This is a genomic window from Nocardia sp. NPDC002869, assembly GCF_046764065.1.
Taxonomy (GTDB): Bacteria; Actinomycetota; Actinomycetes; order Mycobacteriales; family Mycobacteriaceae; genus Nocardia; species Nocardia rhamnosiphila.
On sequence record NZ_JBKOOL010000048.1, the window covers coordinates 1 to 16,520 of the forward strand.

15 protein-coding genes and 1 pseudogene are annotated in these 16,520 nt (G+C 66.7%); 6 read left to right on the top strand and 10 right to left on the bottom strand.

Annotated elements, in window-relative coordinates; genetic code table 11:
• Nucleotides 1-325 precede the first annotated feature (325 nt).
• From ACLML9_RS11815 to ACLML9_RS11835, 5 genes are all read right to left on the bottom strand, one after another.
• Nucleotides 326-1,570, bottom strand: coding sequence for an MFS transporter (locus ACLML9_RS11815; protein ID WP_411945549.1), 1,245 nt, complete (start codon nucleotides 1,568-1,570; stop codon nucleotides 326-328).
• Nucleotides 1,567-2,802 carry an FxsB family cyclophane-forming radical SAM/SPASM peptide maturase gene (locus ACLML9_RS11820; protein WP_411945550.1) on the bottom strand — a complete coding sequence of 412 codons (1,236 nt, stop codon included), beginning with the start codon at nucleotides 2,800-2,802 and terminating at the stop codon, nucleotides 1,567-1,569. Before ACLML9_RS11820 ends, ACLML9_RS11815 begins: the two co-directional genes overlap by 4 nt.
• 77 nt (nucleotides 2,803-2,879) lie before the next feature.
• The gene (locus tag ACLML9_RS11825; RefSeq protein WP_411945551.1) at nucleotides 2,880-3,080 is read right to left on the bottom strand and encodes a hypothetical protein; all 201 of its coding nucleotides are present in this window, start codon (nucleotides 3,078-3,080) and stop codon (nucleotides 2,880-2,882) included.
• A 251-nt stretch (nucleotides 3,081-3,331) separates the two neighbouring features.
• A complete protein-coding gene (locus ACLML9_RS11830) occupies nucleotides 3,332-6,040 on the bottom strand; it encodes an AAA family ATPase (protein ID WP_411945552.1) in 2,709 nt (902 codons plus the stop codon).
• Between the two features lie 219 nt (nucleotides 6,041-6,259).
• A complete protein-coding gene (locus tag ACLML9_RS11835; RefSeq protein WP_411945553.1) occupies nucleotides 6,260-6,865 on the bottom strand; it encodes a TetR/AcrR family transcriptional regulator in 606 nt (201 codons plus the stop codon).
• 195 nt (nucleotides 6,866-7,060) lie between these two features.
• Between ACLML9_RS11835 and ACLML9_RS11840 the strand changes: the two genes are divergently transcribed.
• Nucleotides 7,061-8,584, top strand: coding sequence for an FAD-binding protein (locus ACLML9_RS11840; RefSeq protein ID WP_411945554.1), 1,524 nt, complete (start codon nucleotides 7,061-7,063; stop codon nucleotides 8,582-8,584).
• 257 nt (nucleotides 8,585-8,841) lie between these two features.
• On the opposite strand, the gene ACLML9_RS11845 is transcribed toward ACLML9_RS11840, so the two are convergent.
• The gene (locus ACLML9_RS11845; protein WP_411945555.1) at nucleotides 8,842-9,657 is read right to left on the bottom strand and encodes a cytochrome P450; all 816 of its coding nucleotides are present in this window, start codon (nucleotides 9,655-9,657) and stop codon (nucleotides 8,842-8,844) included.
• A gap of 81 nt (nucleotides 9,658-9,738) precedes the next feature.
• On the opposite strand from ACLML9_RS11845, the gene ACLML9_RS11850 reads away from it, so the two are divergent.
• From ACLML9_RS11850 to ACLML9_RS11860, 3 genes are all read left to right on the top strand, one after another.
• Nucleotides 9,739-11,079, top strand: coding sequence for a family 1 glycosylhydrolase (locus ACLML9_RS11850; RefSeq protein ID WP_411945556.1), 1,341 nt, complete (start codon nucleotides 9,739-9,741; stop codon nucleotides 11,077-11,079).
• Between the two features lie 90 nt (nucleotides 11,080-11,169).
• On the top strand, nucleotides 11,170-11,793 hold the full coding sequence (locus ACLML9_RS11855; protein WP_411945557.1) for a TetR/AcrR family transcriptional regulator: 624 nt from the start codon (nucleotides 11,170-11,172) through the stop codon (nucleotides 11,791-11,793).
• Between the two features lie 307 nt (nucleotides 11,794-12,100).
• On the top strand, nucleotides 12,101-13,366 hold the full coding sequence (locus ACLML9_RS11860; protein ID WP_411945558.1) for a cytochrome P450: 1,266 nt from the start codon (nucleotides 12,101-12,103) through the stop codon (nucleotides 13,364-13,366).
• A gap of 123 nt (nucleotides 13,367-13,489) precedes the next feature.
• Here ACLML9_RS11860 and ACLML9_RS11865 read toward each other — a convergent pair whose 3' ends face one another.
• Nucleotides 13,490-13,999, bottom strand: a complete 510-nt coding sequence (locus ACLML9_RS11865; protein ID WP_411945559.1) for a hypothetical protein — start codon at nucleotides 13,997-13,999, stop codon at nucleotides 13,490-13,492.
• Nucleotides 14,000-14,265: 266 nt separating this feature from the next.
• Nucleotides 14,266-14,406 carry a hypothetical protein gene (locus tag ACLML9_RS11870; protein ID WP_411945560.1) on the bottom strand — a complete coding sequence of 47 codons (141 nt, stop codon included), beginning with the start codon at nucleotides 14,404-14,406 and terminating at the stop codon, nucleotides 14,266-14,268.
• A gap of 342 nt (nucleotides 14,407-14,748) precedes the next feature.
• Here ACLML9_RS11870 and ACLML9_RS11875 point away from each other — a divergent pair, with 342 nt between their 5' ends.
• The gene (locus tag ACLML9_RS11875; protein ID WP_411945561.1) at nucleotides 14,749-15,192 is read left to right on the top strand and encodes a PPOX class F420-dependent oxidoreductase; all 444 of its coding nucleotides are present in this window, start codon (nucleotides 14,749-14,751) and stop codon (nucleotides 15,190-15,192) included.
• Here ACLML9_RS11875 and ACLML9_RS11880 read toward each other — a convergent pair.
• Both ACLML9_RS11880 and ACLML9_RS11885 read right to left on the bottom strand, forming a co-directional pair.
• Complete coding sequence (locus ACLML9_RS11880) at nucleotides 15,120-15,785, bottom strand: hypothetical protein (RefSeq protein WP_411945562.1); 666 nt, start codon at nucleotides 15,783-15,785, stop codon at nucleotides 15,120-15,122. The genes ACLML9_RS11875 and ACLML9_RS11880 overlap by 73 nt on opposite strands.
• A gap of 83 nt (nucleotides 15,786-15,868) precedes the next feature.
• A complete protein-coding gene (locus ACLML9_RS11885) occupies nucleotides 15,869-16,087 on the bottom strand; it encodes a DUF2199 domain-containing protein (protein ID WP_411945576.1) in 219 nt (72 codons plus the stop codon).
• 161 nt (nucleotides 16,088-16,248) lie between these two features.
• On the opposite strand from ACLML9_RS11885, the pseudogene ACLML9_RS11890 reads away from it, so the two are divergent.
• Nucleotides 16,249-16,503: pseudogene (locus tag ACLML9_RS11890) on the top strand (3-phenylpropionate dioxygenase); the annotation flags it as partial.
• Between the last annotated feature and the right edge of the window lie 17 nt (nucleotides 16,504-16,520).

Here is a 16,520-nt window from a genome sequence, read left to right on the forward strand (position 1 = left end):
GCCGACACAACTAAAGACTGAAACCACCCACCCCGGCCAGAGGGGTCAGAATTCGGATGCCGAAAAGTGGTCAGGATTGGCCTGCCGTTGACAATCGGTGTGGCGACCCCCGCGGAGCCGCCGCGCGCCGCCGAGCGGAGTGCCCGGCGCCGACGAGGTGCGGCAGCTCCCCCTCCGGGGTCACTCGGCCGCGCCACCGTCTCCAGTACGGCGAGTGCCCGATCCGGCGCGACATCGTCCGTGGGGCGCCGCGCGGACGATGTCACAGGTACCTGTGTTGGCGGTCACTCCGAGGCGGAAGGGTTCGTGGCCGGCGGTGGCGCCTCTATTCGGAATGGTGCCGGCTGATCGCCCCGCCGACGGGAACCGTGGGTGTGCCGGGCGATCGCCCTGTCGACCAACCGGCCAGTGCGAGCCCGAACATAGCTCCGACCAGCACCCATCCGGTGGCGGCCGGACCGAGCACGGTGAGCAGGTAGCCGGCGGTGAGCGCGCCGAGTGCGACCGCTCCGTCGGTCACCATCGATACTGTGCCGACGGCGCGGCCCAGCACCTCTTCGGGAATTCGTTCCACTCGGAAAAGGGTCAAGGCGACGTTCACCACCGTGCCGACCGCCCCGACGCCGAACCAGGCCGCGCCCACGACCAGCGGGTGGGAACACCAGGCGATGGGAACCAGCAACGCGGTCCAGCACCACAGGGCCGAGCGATACAGCTGCTGTGCGCCGAACCTGGTAGCCAGCGAGGCCGCTACAGCGGAGCCGATGATTCCGCCTACTCCGGCGGCGCCCAGAACGACTCCGATCACCCAGACCGGCCGCGTGGATCGCTCGATATCCACGATGATCAGCAGGATGACGACCTGGATGACCATATTCGACAATCCGCTGATGACCGTCGAACTGCGCAGGAAGGGCTCGCTGAGGACCAGGTGAACCCCCGTCCGCAGGGTTGCGGGCGCCGCCTCCGTCGAACTGTCGCTCCGGCGTGCCGGGCCGATCCGGATCGATGAAAGGGTGCACAGACAGATCAGATAGGTGACGGCGTCGGCGACGAAAGGCATCCACCGAGCGATGCCGTATATTGCCGCGCCGACCGCTCGACCGATCACCAGTGCAATGGGCTGTTCGGCCTCGAACAGCGCGAACGCGGACGGACGCTGCGGGGTGTCCACCACATCCCGGACCATCGCCAGTTCACTCATGCCGAAGAAAACGAAGGCCGTTCCTTCGGCGAAGGCGGCGATGATCAACAGGAGTCCCGGCTCGGGTGGATCGAATGCCAGGATCAGGCAGGCCGAACAGGCCGCGGCGAGACCCGTCGTCTGGCAGATGATCATGACCAGCCGCCTGTTACAGCGGTCGGCGGCGATCCCCGCCGGAATCTGGAAAATCAGGGCCGGTAGTGAGACCGCGAATCCGACCCAACCGGCGAGGGCCGCCGAGCCGGTGATCGCCAGTGCCAGCAACGGGTAGGCGATCCGCACACCATGGAACCCGATCAGCGATATCGCGTTACCCGACCACAGCAGGACGAAATTCCGGTTTCCGAAGATGCCGGAACCGCTCATCGGCCCGCCGCGGCCTGCAGGTCGGCTCGGAGCCGGGACTCGATGTGCCTGATCAATTTCTCGAGATCGGCGCAGTACACCGAGGGATTCCGGAATCCACTTCCGGCTCGGTAACGATGCGCGTAATGTCCTGCGCCGCAGACTCGGTGGACCGGACAGGCGCGGCAGCCCGAGTCCAGCGCCTCGATACCGATCTGCCGGGCGATCACCGCGGGTTCGCCCATCGCTCGGTCGAGCCCGTTGCCGCCGGTTCCGCCCGCGAGCCTGGCGGCCCCCGCGAACGCGGACTTCAGTGCATCGACCTGTTCCAGGCTCCCGTCCGTCTCGACCACGGCGAGCTGAACCGGTGCGAGACCCACCGACTCCGAGGAGCCGGTGCCGCCGATCAGCAGCTCGATGATCTCGTCGAAGAGCCGGATACGGGTCTCGGCGACGGGGGCGCCGTACCAGCGATCGAAGATCGCGATGAGCCAGTCGGCGTACGGCGTCAGGGTCCGGTCGGCGGTCCGGGCCGGCGGCGGGGCGGACCAGTTGCCGTGCGGCAGAAGCAGGTCGAGGGCCGGGGGGCCGAAACCGAGCAGTGCCTCGTAGGTGTCGAGTGGATCGTTGTCGATATCGATCGTGCAGAGCAGTCCCGAGTACAGCCTCCGGTAGTCCGGGCCGGTCAGCAGCCGTAGTCCCGCGCTGACATCGGCGTAGCTGCCGGCGCCCCGGCGGTATTTCCGGTGCCGGTCGTGCCCGCGCTCGTCACCGTCGAGACTCACGCCGATCTCCACGTCGTGGCGAGCGCAGATATCGAGGAATTCCGTATCGATCAGGACACCGTTGGTCTGCATGCCGAGCCGGACCCGGGTGGTCGGTTCCAGGATGTCGCGGGCGCGGCGCGCGAAGCGATCCAGCGTGGCATGCCCGACCAGTAGCGGTTCGCCCCCGTGGAATACGAGACTTACCACGGGCACCGCGAAGCGAGCGGCGTGGTCGCGGATCATCCGGCAGGCGTGGTCGAAGATCGGATCCGCCATGATCTTGGGCCGGCTCTTCCAGCTCTGGTCCGACATCTCGTACATGTAGCAGTAGTCGCAGGCCAGGTTGCAGCGACTGTGAATTTTCACGATGAACTGCGTGAACGGTAGGGCCTGCCGCTGTACTTCGCGGATCTCTCGGGCATTCCGCTCCCCGGCGGGCCATTCCTCCGCCGCCGAGTGCTGCGTGGATTCCGTTGTCGATGTCATAGCGATTTCCTCGTCGTCTCCGGCTTGCGGTGTCCCGGCGCTCCGGGGGAGACGCCGGGACAGGTTGCGCGCGCCGGTCAGACGGTCGGCACGATGAAGGAGCTGAAATTGCCCTTGTTCTCGATGAAGGAGCTGAAGTTCCCTCGTTTCCGATCATCCGAGGGGGTCAAATGCGCCCGCAGGGTATCCGGGATGGACGTTGATCCGGTGCACTCTCGGGCGAGTTCGACGAGGCCGGCTCCGGCGGTGACGCCCCGCGGAACGGTGTGGACGGGCATGGCGTGCCTTTCTGTTGGAACGGCCGGGCGTTCCCGCGTCGTCCGTGCGGCGAACAGCCGACTGCTGGACGCCGAGGAAGGGCGAGACTGCCCGGATCGGGTGGGGCCCAACCGCGACGGGCCGGCGTAATCGTTTCGCCCGGCCGCGGTGTGGCGTCCGTCGATAACGGTACGGTGGCTTCTCCGGCCGCGGTATCGGTCATTCGCCCGGTCGCGTGATCGGTCGCATCGGACTGTCGACCGGTCTGCCCTCAGACGTCCGACGGATCGTCGAGGTCGAGTATCAACCGGGACAGTGCTCGTCGATTGCTGACACCGAGTTTGGGGAAAGCCCGGTACAGGTGATAGGAGACCGTTTTGGGGCTGAGGCGCAATCGAGCGCCGATCTCCCGATTGGTCGACCCGTCCGCGGCCAGGCGCACCACTTGCAACTCCTGTGGAGTCAACCGGGCGGACACGGCGGCGACCGGAGCCGGGTGTGTTCCTTGACCGGCAGCGCGTAGTTCCGTGCGTGCCCTTCCCGCCCACGACGAGGCACCGAGGCGCTCGAACGTCTTCTCCGCTGCCTGCAATACAGCGCGCGCCTTCAATGTGGAGCGTTCCCGGCGTAGCCATTCGCCGTAGAGAAGGCCCGTACGGGCGTGATCGAACCAGCGGTGCGCGCCGGCATGCAGCGCAAGCGCACGCGTGAAGGCGGCCTCATCCTGCTCGAGTAGCCCGCGGCAGCGGAGCAGTTGCGCTTCGATCCAGGGCGCGGAATTGGCGGCGGACCAGCGCTCCAGAAGCGTCATCGGTTCCTCGGCCAGTATCGGATCGCACCGGGCCGCCGCTTCGACATGGTCGCTGAGCAGTGGAATCCAGCAGCCGATGGCCCGGTCTCGATGGCCGGCCGCCGCGTCGAAGTGGGCCATTGCCCCCTCGTAACGTCCGGAACCCAGCTCGAGAAGGCCCAATGCCCACCGGGCGGTTACGGAGCTGCTCGTATCGAGGGGAGAGGTCGCGCCGGGCAGGTTCTCCTCTGCCAGCATTCGACAGCGCTCCTGTTCTCCCCGTACCGCGGCGAGGACTGCCAGGCCGGCGCTGGTGCGGGCAGCTCGGTCGGGTTGGTCGATCTCGCGGGCGATACGCAGACTCTCCACGAGTACGCATTCGGCTTCCCGGAAGCGGCCGAGCAGCGTTTCGGCCGTGCCCACAGCGATGCCGATGATCGGGAGACATCCCACCATCCCGTGTTTACGACATGTGTTGTTCAGCTCGACCAGATCGGTACGGGCCTCGTCGATCTCACCCACGCTGATCGCCTGCACGGCGAGCATGAACCGGATCGAGTGATCCGCGGCGAACCGAGTCCGGCCGAACTGGAGGCCGCTCCGGACGGTACGAACCGCGTGTGCCCGGTCTCCCTCACTGTCGATGCAGGATATCTGGCCGTCCAGCACGGCGAGATATGCGTCGCGTCCGGCGCCGACCTCCAGGGCGGCGAGGGCAGCCCGAGCGGTGAGCACCCGGGCGGGATCCGGGTCGGGCCACGCCGCTTCCGCCGCGTGCACGTACATCCGTGCCGCGGCATCCGGATCCGCAGCGGACAGGTGTGCGGCAGCGTCGGTGAATGCGTCGTACGCGCCCCGCGGGTCACCCTGGGCCGACAGTATGCGACCGCGTGCCGCCGACAGCCGCGCGAGGTCCGCGGGATCGCCGTCGTGCGAGGCGATTTCCGCTACCAAGCCGCGGGCGCGGTGCCCTTGTCCGGCCTCGATATTGGCTTCCAGGGCTGCCGAAAGCCGGCGGTGACGGTTCTCCGGGTCGGGCGACAGACGGCCCGCGTGTTCGGAGGCGAGGGCGGCACACCGAAAGTCGGTATCGCGCCGTGCGCGCTCCGCTACCGCTTCCAGCGCAGCCGCGGCGGCTTCATCGGGTGAGGTCGCGGCGGCAGCCAGGTGCCAAGCCTTCAGCTCGGGATCGTCGATACTCGCCGCAATGGTGGCGTGGACGAACAGCCGCATACTGTAGGGGGCCATCCGGTAGGTGGCCGCTCGTTCGAGTGGATGCCGGAAAGTGATCGAATATTCCGAAATTCCGATCACGCCGATCCGTTCCGCCGCGTCCAGTGCCGCGGCGGTCGAGCCGAGTTCGGTGAGGACACGAATGGCGACGATCAAGCTTCCACTGCAATCGGCGGCGACCACCAGCAAGGCGATTCGAGTGTCCTCGGGAAGGGTGAGGATATCGCGCTCGTACTCGCGTTGGAGGCGATCGGTCAGCGCCAACGGACCCAGCGTCGGCAGAACGCTGTTCGCACTGGGTAGTTCGAGGAGCGCCGAGGGGTTGCCGGCCGCGGTGTCGAGGACTCGTTCGCGTGTGTCGGACGGTAGGCCGGGGAGCCGCTCGGTCAGCAGCGCTCTCGAGTCGTCCCGGTTGAGCGGCCGCAACACGATCTCGGGTATTCCAGAGGCGCAGTGTGGTTTGCGCGCGGTCATGAGTACGGCTACCCGATGCGTGGTGAGCCGACGCATGGCAAACGTCAGCGCATCGATCGAGGGCCGGTCCCACCACTGGGCATCGTCGATCAGGCAGAGCACTGGGCGTTCGGCGGCGAGCTCGGACCAGAGCGTGAGTATTCCGAGGCCGAACCGGTGGCTGTTGTCGTCCGGGTGCGCCGCCTCGGCGCCGACCGTCGGCATCGAGGCGGTACCAACCGGTACCGGTATTTCCCTGGCGGCGTCCGGTATCGGTGCCAGCAACTGGTGCAACCCTGCGTAGGACAGGCCTTCTTCACGCTCGATTCCGCTGCCACGCAGAATAATCCAGGTTTGGTCTGCCAGGTTCGCTGCGTAGTCCAAGAGTGTGGTCTTGCCCTGGCCGGACTCGCCGGTGATCAACAGGGAGCCGCCCCGGCCTGTTCGGCTGCCCTCGATGAGGGTGGTGATCCGCCCGATTACCTCGTCAAGACCGTGCAGCACGCGGCCAACGTTTCCTTCCTCTCGACGGGTCGTCGGCTTCACGGCGGCGATCGAACACAGTGGTGGAGTCGCGCGGAGCCGGTTCGTCACCGCTCGGTGAGTGTCGTCGGCAGGAGGGCGCGGGCGGCCGACAATCCCCGCATGAAGAAGACCTTTCATTACGTTTCGATTTGTAATGAAATCTAGCGAATCGACAATACCAGGTCAACCGCGGAAGCGTCAGTGCTTGTGGAGGCCGACAGCGTCGAGCGCGGCCTGCACCGTGCATCGCACGAACTCTTCGTCGATCGGTCCGAGTCCGGGAACCAGCGCCCGCATGAGCATCGGCCCGGTGATCAGATCACACACCCATTCAGGATCGACTCCGGGAGCTATTTCGCCGCGGGTGATCGCGCGTTCCAGGATCGTAGCCGTGGAGAGCCGCCGTGGTCGTAGGAACTGCTCGTGGAACCGTTGTGCGACCTCCGGGGTGCGACCCAGCTCTTCCAGCAGTCCGGGCACTGCCCGGCGTAGCAACGGGTCGTTGAACAGTTCACGCTGATGTTGCTGGATGGCGAGCAACTCCGCCTCGATCCCGCCGAGGTCCTCGCTGCCGGGTTGTAGTCCGTACCGTTCGATCAGTACCGAGACGACGAGGTCGGCACGGGAGCTGTACCGGCGGTAGAGTGCGGGCCTGCTCGACCCTGCCGTGTCGGCAACGGCCTGGAGGGTGAGTGCGCCGTAACCGCGTTCGGCGATCAGTTGTGCGGCGGCTTCGAGCAGTGCAGCGTCTACGCGGCCGTCACGTGGACGGCCGCCGCGAGACACGGCGGAGGTATCCGGCATGTGTTTACCGTACCGAGACCGATCACCGGCCTTATAGCAACGACCTGTGGTTGTCATTGCGGGAACATGTGCTGTGCGTCGACCGATCGCCGGAAGGCGCGTGGGTCGACCACACACAAAGGATTGCCCGGCGGCCGGCGGGTGAGAGGTCCTCGGCGGCCGGGCACTGCGTAGCCCGATCGAGAGGATTCGACCGTGCACGAACTTTCTCGTCGTGACCTGCTCAGGACATCGGCCGCCGCCGGAGTCGGAGCGATCGGTGTTGCGGGCCTCGCGGCCGCGGACACGCCGGATGCTACGAGCACGAGCGCCCCGGGAGTTGTGGTCACGGGCGGCCCGGCTGATAGCTCGGAATGCCCGCCCGCGACGCTGACCGGCCGCATCGTCGGCCCCGCCGACGATGCGTACACGGACGCGCGACTCGGCTGGGACCAGCTCTTCTCCCACTATCCGCTGGCCGTCGTCTTCGCACAGGAAACCCAGGACGTGGTGAACGCCCTCACCTGGGCGCGGCAGCACGACGTCGCGTTGCGGGTGCGCAGCGGCCGCCACGCCCTCGAAGGCTGGTCGAACGTCGACAACGGCATCGTGATCGATGTCAGCCGATTGAAGTCGGTCCGGATAGACCCCGGCGCTCGGATCGTGACGGTCGGCGCCGGGCTGACCCAGTGGGAAGCGGTGACGACGCTCGCGAAGCAGAACCTTGCGGTCACGACCGGAAGTGAGGGCAGCGTCAGCGTATGCGGTGCGACGCTCGGCGGTGGCCTCGGACCCCTCAACCGCTGGCTCGGCATGGCCTGCGACAGCCTGATGGCCGCCGAAGTTGTCGTCCCGTCTGGTCACGACTGTGCCGAGGTGGTCACCGTGGACTCGGAGCACCACTCGGACCTGCTCTGGGCGCTGCGCGGGGCGGGAAACGGTAACTTCGGAATCGTCACGCAACTCACCTACCAGGCGTATCCGCTCGCGTCTCTCGTCTCTGTGCAGGCGACCTGGGACGGACTCGGTGACCTGCACCGGGTCTTCGAGGCGTGGCAGCGCACGGTACCGTCCGCCGACAGCCGTCTGGGATCCGAGCTCGAGGTCCACAGGTCTCAGATCCTGCTGTCCGCATGGCTTGTGGAGGGGGCACCGGCGCAGGCCACAGAGATGCTGGCCCCGATCCTGTCGGCCGGCGCGCCCGATATCGCGGTGCAGGTCGGTAACTGGGGCGACATCTTCGCGGGAGCCCAGCTCCCGCTCGAGCAAGAGCCCGCGAACTGGAAGTTCTTCTCGCAGTTCGTCAAAGAGCGGTTCCCGGAGAAGGCGATCGACATCATCGGCGACTTCATGGGAAACGCTCCTACAGAGCAGAGCAACTACTTCGTCGATGCCTTCGGTGGGGCGATCCGGAGGGAGCCCCCCGGCGGCACGGCGTTCGCGCATCGCGACGCGCTTTTCTACGGCGAGATCGGCGCAGGCTGGGGGACTCGTTCAACACAGCCGGGCGTCGACGACCCGCTGACCTCGCAGGCCCAGGCCTGGACCGCTGAGTTCAGCCAGGCATTGCGGCCGTATGCGGATGGCGCCTACGTCAACGTGCCCAATGTCGGAATGCAGCAGTGGGAAACCGCTTACTGGGGGAGGGAGGGTTTCGAGCGGCTGCGCAGGATCAAAGCGAAGTACGACCCCGGCAACGTCTTCCAGTACGAGCAGAGCATCCCGCCCGCGTCGCAATGACCGATAGTTCACCGCTGCTTCCCGATCCGCGGCCGTCTGTGGCCCGGCCGTGGCGCGGGGTCGCGGTGTGATGCGGGCGAGGATCGCGAGTTCCTGGAGCGACCCACGCCACATCGCGCACCTCACCGCGACCCTCGAGACGTTGATCCGCGGGCAGGATGCCCGATAGCCGCTCCTGCCACCGAGCTCCTCGGGTTCCTGTCCGAGCAGTGACTCGAGCCGAGACGCAGAATCGGGTCAGCGGCGAACCGCCCCGCTCAGGTGACGATCGAACGGGGCTGTCCAGCGGGCACGTGCGGGTGCGCGATCATCGGCAACCGGTCGAGCTGTACAGTGGCCGCCGCGATCTCGCGCACTGCCATTCCGGGCACCGGCTCCAGCCGGACCCGTGCGACCACCGTCGCCAGAATCGCCGTCGCCTCCAGCCAGGCGAAAGGCTCGCCGATACAATTGCGATTGCCGATGCCGAAAGGCCGGAACGCCCCGCTGCGGGTCACCTTCTTTCGGTATTCCGGGGTCCACCGATCCGGGTCGAAGGTCGCCGGGTCCGCGAAATAGTTCGGGTCGTTGTGCAGCGCGTAGTTGAAGTAGATGATCGTTGCCCCCGCGGGGATGGTAACGCCGCCGAGTTCGATTTCCGCCGTTGTCTCCCGCATGCCGAGCCAGGGCGGACAGTAGCGGCGCAGCGTTTCGGTGACGACCTTTTCGGTGAAGACGAGATCACGGATATTGTCCCCGCGTACCGGCCCGTCACCGAGGACCTCGGTCACGTCACGCTCCAAACGGTCGAGGATATCCCGACGCTTCCCGAGTTCGTGGAATGCGAAAGCCAAAGTATTCGAGACGGTTTCGTAACCTGCCGCGAACATCGTCATGATTTCGTCCCGGGTCGCCTGGTCGCTGAGCCCGGTGCCGTCGTCGAATCGGGCCGCGATGAGCATCGAGACGAGATCGTGGTGATCCTCCTGCTGGGTCCGGTACTCCGCGATGATGCGATCGACGACGGTGAGCAGTCGCCGCACCGCGGCGTCGAAAGCGCGGTTACGCAGCGGCAGCCGGGCCAGACCGTCCACCTACCCGTGTCGTGACCGGCGTCGTCCGCGGGATCGGCGTTTCTGTGCCGAGCCGGTGCGCGCCGGCAGTACCCTGATGCGATGCGTCCACGGCTCCGTCGGTACTGGGTAGCTTCGCTCACGGTTCTCGTTTCGACCGTATTGTTCTGTGCGCACGCCGCTGCCGCGCCGCAACCTTCCGCCGGGCTACCACGATTGGACGGCGGGTTCCTCTGGGGTGTGGCATCCTCCGGGTTCCAGGCCGAAGGTCATGCACCCGACAGCAACTGGAATCGGTATATCGCGGCGAACCCCACCTATGACCGCCTCGGAAACTCGGTGGATTTCTACGACCGCTTCGAATCCGATATCCGCCTCGCCGCGGACCTGGGCGTCCGAGTGTTCCGGATCGGGGTCGAATGGGCACGCCTGCAGCCGGCACCGGGGGTCTGGGACGAGCAGGCTTTCCGCTTCTACGACGCGGTGATCGCGAGCATCGCCCGGGCCGGTATGCGACCCATGATCACCCTCGACCACTGGGTGTATCCGGGTTGGATCGCCGACCGGGGGGGCTGGCGCAGCCCGACCATCGTCGAGGACTGGCTGGCGAATATGCGTGCCGTCGTCGACCGTTATGCCGCCCGCGACCCGCTGTGGGTCACCGTGAACGAACCCGTCGCCTATATCGCCCATGAGGCCGGCCGCGGCAACGCCGACGCCCCGCAGATGCTGGACCGGATCGCCCAGGCGCACAACAGTATCTACGACCATATCCATCACGTCCGGCCGAATGCTCAGGTGACCGGCAATGTCGGCTATGTCGCCGGTGCGGAGGACCGGATCAACGGCGCCCTCGTCGACCGTATCGCCGCCCGCCTCGACTATGTCGGAATCGACTACTACTGGGGCTACGACGCGGCGCGGACGATCATCGAGTACCTGGGCGGCGCCGTCGGATCCGCGGTCCCGCCCGGACCGTCGATCTGGGAGCTTCCGATCCGTCCGGAAGGGATCTACTTCGCCCTCCGGCACTATGCCGACCGCTTCCCGGGTAAACCTCTCTACATCGTCGAGAACGGTATGGCCACCGACAACGGACATCCACGCGCCGACGGCTTCACCCGCAGCGCCCATCTCCAGGACGCCGTCTACTGGATCCAGCGCGCGAAGGCCGACGGTATGAACGTGATGGGCTACAACTATTGGAGTCTCACCGACAACTACGAATGGGGGAGCTTCCGACCCCGGTTCGGCCTCTACACCGTCGACACCACCACCGACCCGAGCCTCACTCGCCGCCCGACCGACGCTGTCGGCACGTACACCCGGACAATCGCGGAAGGTGGTGTGCCCGGGGACTATCGACCCACGCGCGGCGCGGCACCCTGTTTTCTCGTCGACCCCCCGGACAGCTGCCTACGCCCTGTGGCCGCCGTACCCTGACGGCATACGGGCCGCGCGCCTCCGGTGGGTCGTACCATTCGCCTTATCAAGACGACTCGTATCGTCTCGTCTAGGTGTTACGCTCTGACAATGGTCAAACAACCCGACCCCGCACGCCGAAGTGAGCGCTCCCGGCAGGCCATCCTCGCCGCGGCCCGTGAGCTGGTCTCCGAGTTGGGATATGCGAAGCTTTCCGTCGAGGCCATCGCGGCCCGGGCCGGCGTGGGCAAACAGACCATCTACCGCTGGTGGCCCTCCAAAGGCGCGGTGGTCCTCGACGCCTTCCTGGCGCTGAGCGAAGAGGGGCCGGACCAGAGCATGGCACTGCCCGACACCGGCGACCTGGAAGCCGACCTCCAGACCGTGATGCGGGCGACGGTGGCCGAATTCGCCGATCCCGCGTTCGAGGGACCGATCCGCGCGCTCAACACCGAGATCATCAACGATCCCGCCCTCGCCGCCCAGTACCACGCCAAGCTGGCCGGTCCCGTGGACGAGGCCAAGAAGGACCGGCTACGCAGCGCGCAACGGGCCGGGCAACTCGACGTCGGCGCCGACCTCGATTTGGCCCTCGAATTGCTCTACGCACCCCTCTACCAGCGATGGCTGCTCCGGTCCGGCCCGCTGACCACCGAATACGCCGACGCCCTCGTCGAGGTTTTCCTCAAAGCCATGCGACCGGACATTGCCGATGAACCCGCAGCGGCCGAGTGATTCGAGCGTCGGTGCCTCCCTGACATCTGGCGAACCCTCGGTGCCGGCGGGCGGCCGGGCAGTGGCGCTCCGATGAGAGCGAGCGGGACGAAGAGGGCCTGTTCGACGATCGGTTCGAATACGCACGGCAAGCCTGCGGCAATACCTGTGGGCGAGCGCGAAACCGCGCATTGCAGATCGGATACGAAGTGGTCGATGCCCGGCGGTCGGTTCGGATCGGGCGCCGCCCTCGAGTAGTCTCGCCTCGGGCGTTCCGGTGGCGTCGGCAGAGCTGCCTCCAGGCGCCGCATCCGTCTGCACATATGGAGTGACACAGTTGTATCCGCCGCCCGAGGCTCAGTCCACCGCACTTCCGCTCATCCACGGATCACCACAGAGCGCCGACGGGCCCCGGGTTCCGTTCTACGCCGAGGAGATCGCCCAGGCACCGCACCGCGCCTATCGCGAAATGCGCCGCCGGTACGGCGCGTTGGTGCCGGTCGAGCTGGCTCCCGGCGTCCCGGCGACACTCGTCGTCGGCTACCACACCGCGGTGCGCATCCTCAACGACCCTGAGCACTTCCCGGCGGATTCGCGTATCTGGCAGCGGGATATCCCGCGCGATTGCCCCGTTCTTCCCCTACTGGAATGGCGTCCGTCGGCTGTGCGGAACTCCGGCCCCGTGCACGCCCGTTACCGGCAGGCAACCGTTGCCGGGGTGAACGGGGTCGATCTCTACTCGCTGCACAGCCGAGTGGAAAAGATCGCGGTGCCGCTCATCAACGCTTTTTGCACCACCGGTTCGGCGGAACTCATCGGGCAGTACGCGTTCCCGCTGACCTTCGCGCTCCTCAACGACATACTGGGCTGTCCGGCCGACATCAGTCGACGCGCGGCGGCAGGAATGGCCACAATGATCGAAGGATCGACAGCGGCCGCCGCCGAGGGCAACGCCATGTTGGAGCAGGCCATGGCCGATCTGGTCAACCTCAAAAAGGCCGAGCCCGGTCAGGACATCGTCACCCGGATGGTGAACGACCCGGCGAACCTCGACGACGAGGAGATGCTGCACAACGTTTACAGCTTCTTCGGCGCAGGGATCGAACCGCTGCAGAACCTGATCGTCAATTCGCTCCGGCTGATACTCACCGACGAGCGTTTCGCGGGCGGCGTCCTCGGCGGGAGCCTGTCGACCCGGGACGCCGTGGACGAGGTGCTGTTCACCGACCCGCCGGTGGCGAACTACGCGATCTCCTTCCCCCGCCAGCCGGTGCTGATCGACGGCGTCTGGTTGCCCGCTCATCAACCGGTGATGATCAGCCTCGCCGCGTGCAACAACGATCCGGCCATCGATACCGGGGCGTATACCGACAACCGTGCCCACCTCGCATGGAGCATCGGAGCGCATATGTGCCCGGCGAAAGAGGTGGCCTACCTGGTGGCGCAGGAGGCCATCGACCAGCTGCTCGACGCACTACCCGAACTGCGTCTCGCCGTACCGGCCGAGGAGCTCACCTGGCGCCCCGGGCCTTTCCAGCGTGCGCTGACCGCACTGCCGGTGGAGTTTCCCGAATCCCCGCCGCTGACGATTTAGCCCGACGAGCCCTACGCAGGGACCGGGGGCACGCCGTCGGCTCCGGTTCCGGGTACGCGCCACCAGGGACAGCCGCCGCCGGATCGTGCGCGACCGGTCGGCCGTTGTCCCACCTGCCCGTGATCACGGCCGGCCGGTGGCGAACGCCTGTACCGCGTCGAGGAACTCCGGGCCGCCCATGACGTATCCGCCGACTGTCCCACCGATCAGCACACCCACGGGAATGCTGATCCCCCAGATCAGGAACAGGCATGCCCCGAGGATGCCGCCCACAATGGCACCGCCGACGACGCCGGGCAGGTTCTTGTCGATCTGCTCCGCGAGTCGGCTGTAGGAGCTGATGTCCTGCACCCGCGCGTTATCGTCTGCCGTCGTGGCCGGTGTCAGTGTCAGGGTGTGGCCATCCGCACCGATGTGCTGCGCAATCGATATCGAACGGCCGTCCGCGGCGTACCACTGTGGCACTTCGGCCGACGCCGCGCCGTCGCCGGTTTCGAGCACCACCGCACCGTTCTGTGCCGGCCCGAACCTGCCATTCTCGACGGTGGCGACAACGACCCCGTCGACCGGCGAAACGGTGATCCGGTAGTTGATCCCGTGATCGACACCGGAAGTGGTGTCCCCCACGGTCACGGCGTCGGCTGCTTCGTTACAGCAGGCTCTGCGTGGGCGGTTGCCGCGGTGATACCCACGGCCGAGATGGTCATGAAAACGGCGGCAGTCGTCTTCTCGAACTTCATTTCGAACCCCTCCACTCAGCTACCCCTGATGGGCGGACCGAGTGAGACCTTAGGCGGTGCCGAATCAAATGGTCCGTACGCCACACATTTCGAAGGCTCGAACACCGAAATCCGACCGGGCAGTGCTGATCATCGGGGTCGAACCGCACTCGAAGCGGATCAGCAACCGGACGTGTAACCGACGGACCGCATGAAGTCGAGCTTCTCGCCGTTGTCGACCCCGGTCACGTGCGCGCCGAGCCGTTCGGCGAGTTGGATGGCGAAGGACCCCGAACCTCCACCGGCATCACGAGCCCTCACCCGAGGGCAGGGGAACACAGCCAGTACACGGCCACCGACCTGCTGGTGACAGTCGACGGCGCCGCGCGGCTGTCGAGCTGCCCGCAGCCCCGGTTGATGAGTGGCGGCAGCGCTGGCGGAGCCGGCGGGGGTCGGCGTCCGCTGGGTCGGAACCGCTTGTGCGGCTTGCTATTTAGAGCAGCGCCTCGCGGGGACAATCTGAAACCTAGCGCCGCTGGACAGGGTGGTGAACGAATGGTACTTTTGCTCTAGTTCCTAGCGATGCTAGAACCATCGACGCGAGATGCGCCGGACGCGGCGGGCAACAGCTTCGTTTTCCCGCATCCGGCAACTTCCGGCTGATTGCCGGGGCACACCCCATACCGGGTTCACCGAGGAGTAATCGACCTGTCCTTCACCAGTAATGAACAGCAGTTCCTCGCGGAGGCCGGGATCGGACGGCTGGCCACGGTGTCGCCCGACGGCGTGGTGCAGAACAACCCGACCGGCTACCGGGTGAACGCCGACGGCACGATCGACATCGGGGGCATGCGGATGCGTGCCAGTCGAAAGTTCCGGAATATCGAGGCGGGTAGCCGGGTGTCGTTCGTCATCGACCAGCAGGTTTCGCTGGAGCCTTATGTGATTCGCGGCATCGAGGTGCGCGGCACGGCCGAAGCGCTCGATGACGAAGAGCCACCGTTCCCGACCCAGGAACGTGCGATCATCCGAATTCACCCCGAGCGGGTCATCTCCTGGGGCATCGACGGCGGATCCTTCGACTTCACCGGTCGCGGCGCCGAGTAGCCGGATATCGCCCCGAGTCGGTGGCCGTCGAGGCCCCACGCGTCGAGTCCGCCGTAGATATGTGCCTCCCGGCAGTGCGGGGCGGCGAAGCCGACGGCTTCACCGCCGTAGACGGCGATGAGGGAATCCTCGCCGCGCCACCAGGTGTCGGTGAGTCCCTGCACTTCGGGTACCGGTTCGAAGCCGTCGAGATCCAGCTGTTCGACCGCGTCGCCCTTGATCTTCGTGACGGTTCGGGCCCAGCGACCGGCGTGGTGGGCCAGTGCCAGGGCTTCCACCCATCCCTGCGGGCCGGCATGCAGAGGTGTCCAACGCTCGGCGTCGATTCCGAATTCGCCTCCGGCCCCGATCACGAATCCGTAGGCCATGGACACGCGGCAGTCGCCGACCCGAAAGCACCACCCCTCCGCGGCGGCCTCGGGAGCATCGGCGTCCAGCACGCGGGGGCCGCCCTCGTAGACGGGGGCCGGGGGGAGGGCGGTGCCGCCCCAGGCGTCCTGGAAGGCCACTGCCCGGTCGATCTCCGCCGCGGGTATCCCGTGCTCGAGCCATATGTCCCGACAGCGGCGGAGATCCCGGTGGGGAACACGCACCGCGTGTGCTTCGAGAAAATACCGGGCCCGGCGACTCAGGCGTTCCGCCGGCCGAGGGGGTAGCGGCGCTCGCGCATCGTCCCTCATTGCTGCTTGCTGTGGTGCGTGGTGTGCAGCATCGCCTCGGCGATTTCGTGTACCCGGTCCCGGGTTATGCCGGTGCGTTGTTCGACGGCGAGGGGGTGGTCGGTGGGTTCGAGCTCGATGAAGGGACGCTCGCCGACCGGGCGGGTGTGGAGTCGGGTCTTCAGGTTGAGAGTTGTGGGCGAGTAGGCCGAGAGGTCGGTGGTGAGCCAGCCAATGGCTCACCGCGTTCACCGTCATCGCCGAAGGTCTCGATGCCATCGCATCGCAGCAACAGGAGAAAACCAATGCCTGACAGCACCGAGCACTACCTCGAGCCCAATCAGACACACCCCGGACCGATCAGCCCCTACGAGACCAAGCTGTCCGGCTCGATCACGGTTCGATGTTCGGCGGCGACACCTGGGCGCGCTTCCGGATCCGGGAGACCGACCGCGGCTTCTTCTTCGAGAAGACCGATCAGGTCGGCGTGAACTTCGACTGGGTCGAGTACGTGCGCGGATCCATGGACTACGTCGACCTGGAGATCCCGTACGCGCCGAATGCCGGTCCCGGCGGCGTCTTCGGCATCGTCGGTATGGCGACCCCGATCGACGCGGACAACTCCGCGCGAATGCGCGGGCGGCCGAACAGGTCACCCTGACCCGCGGT

Bases quoted from the DNA above. Each gene is read 5' to 3' on its own strand.
- ACLML9_RS11815 (WP_411945549.1), bottom strand. From the start codon at position 1,570: ATGAGCGGTTCCGGCATCTTCGGAAACCGGAATTTCGTCCTGCTGTGG.
- ACLML9_RS11820 (WP_411945550.1), bottom strand. From the start codon at position 2,802: ATGACATCGACAACGGAATCCACGCAGCACTCGGCGGCGGAGGAATGG.
- ACLML9_RS11825 (WP_411945551.1), bottom strand. From the start codon at position 3,080: ATGCCCGTCCACACCGTTCCGCGGGGCGTCACCGCCGGAGCCGGCCTC.
- ACLML9_RS11835 (WP_411945553.1), bottom strand. From the start codon at position 6,865: ATGCCGGATACCTCCGCCGTGTCTCGCGGCGGCCGTCCACGTGACGGC.
- ACLML9_RS11850 (WP_411945556.1), top strand. From the start codon at position 9,739: ATGCGTCCACGGCTCCGTCGGTACTGGGTAGCTTCGCTCACGGTTCTC.
- ACLML9_RS11855 (WP_411945557.1), top strand. From the start codon at position 11,170: ATGGTCAAACAACCCGACCCCGCACGCCGAAGTGAGCGCTCCCGGCAG.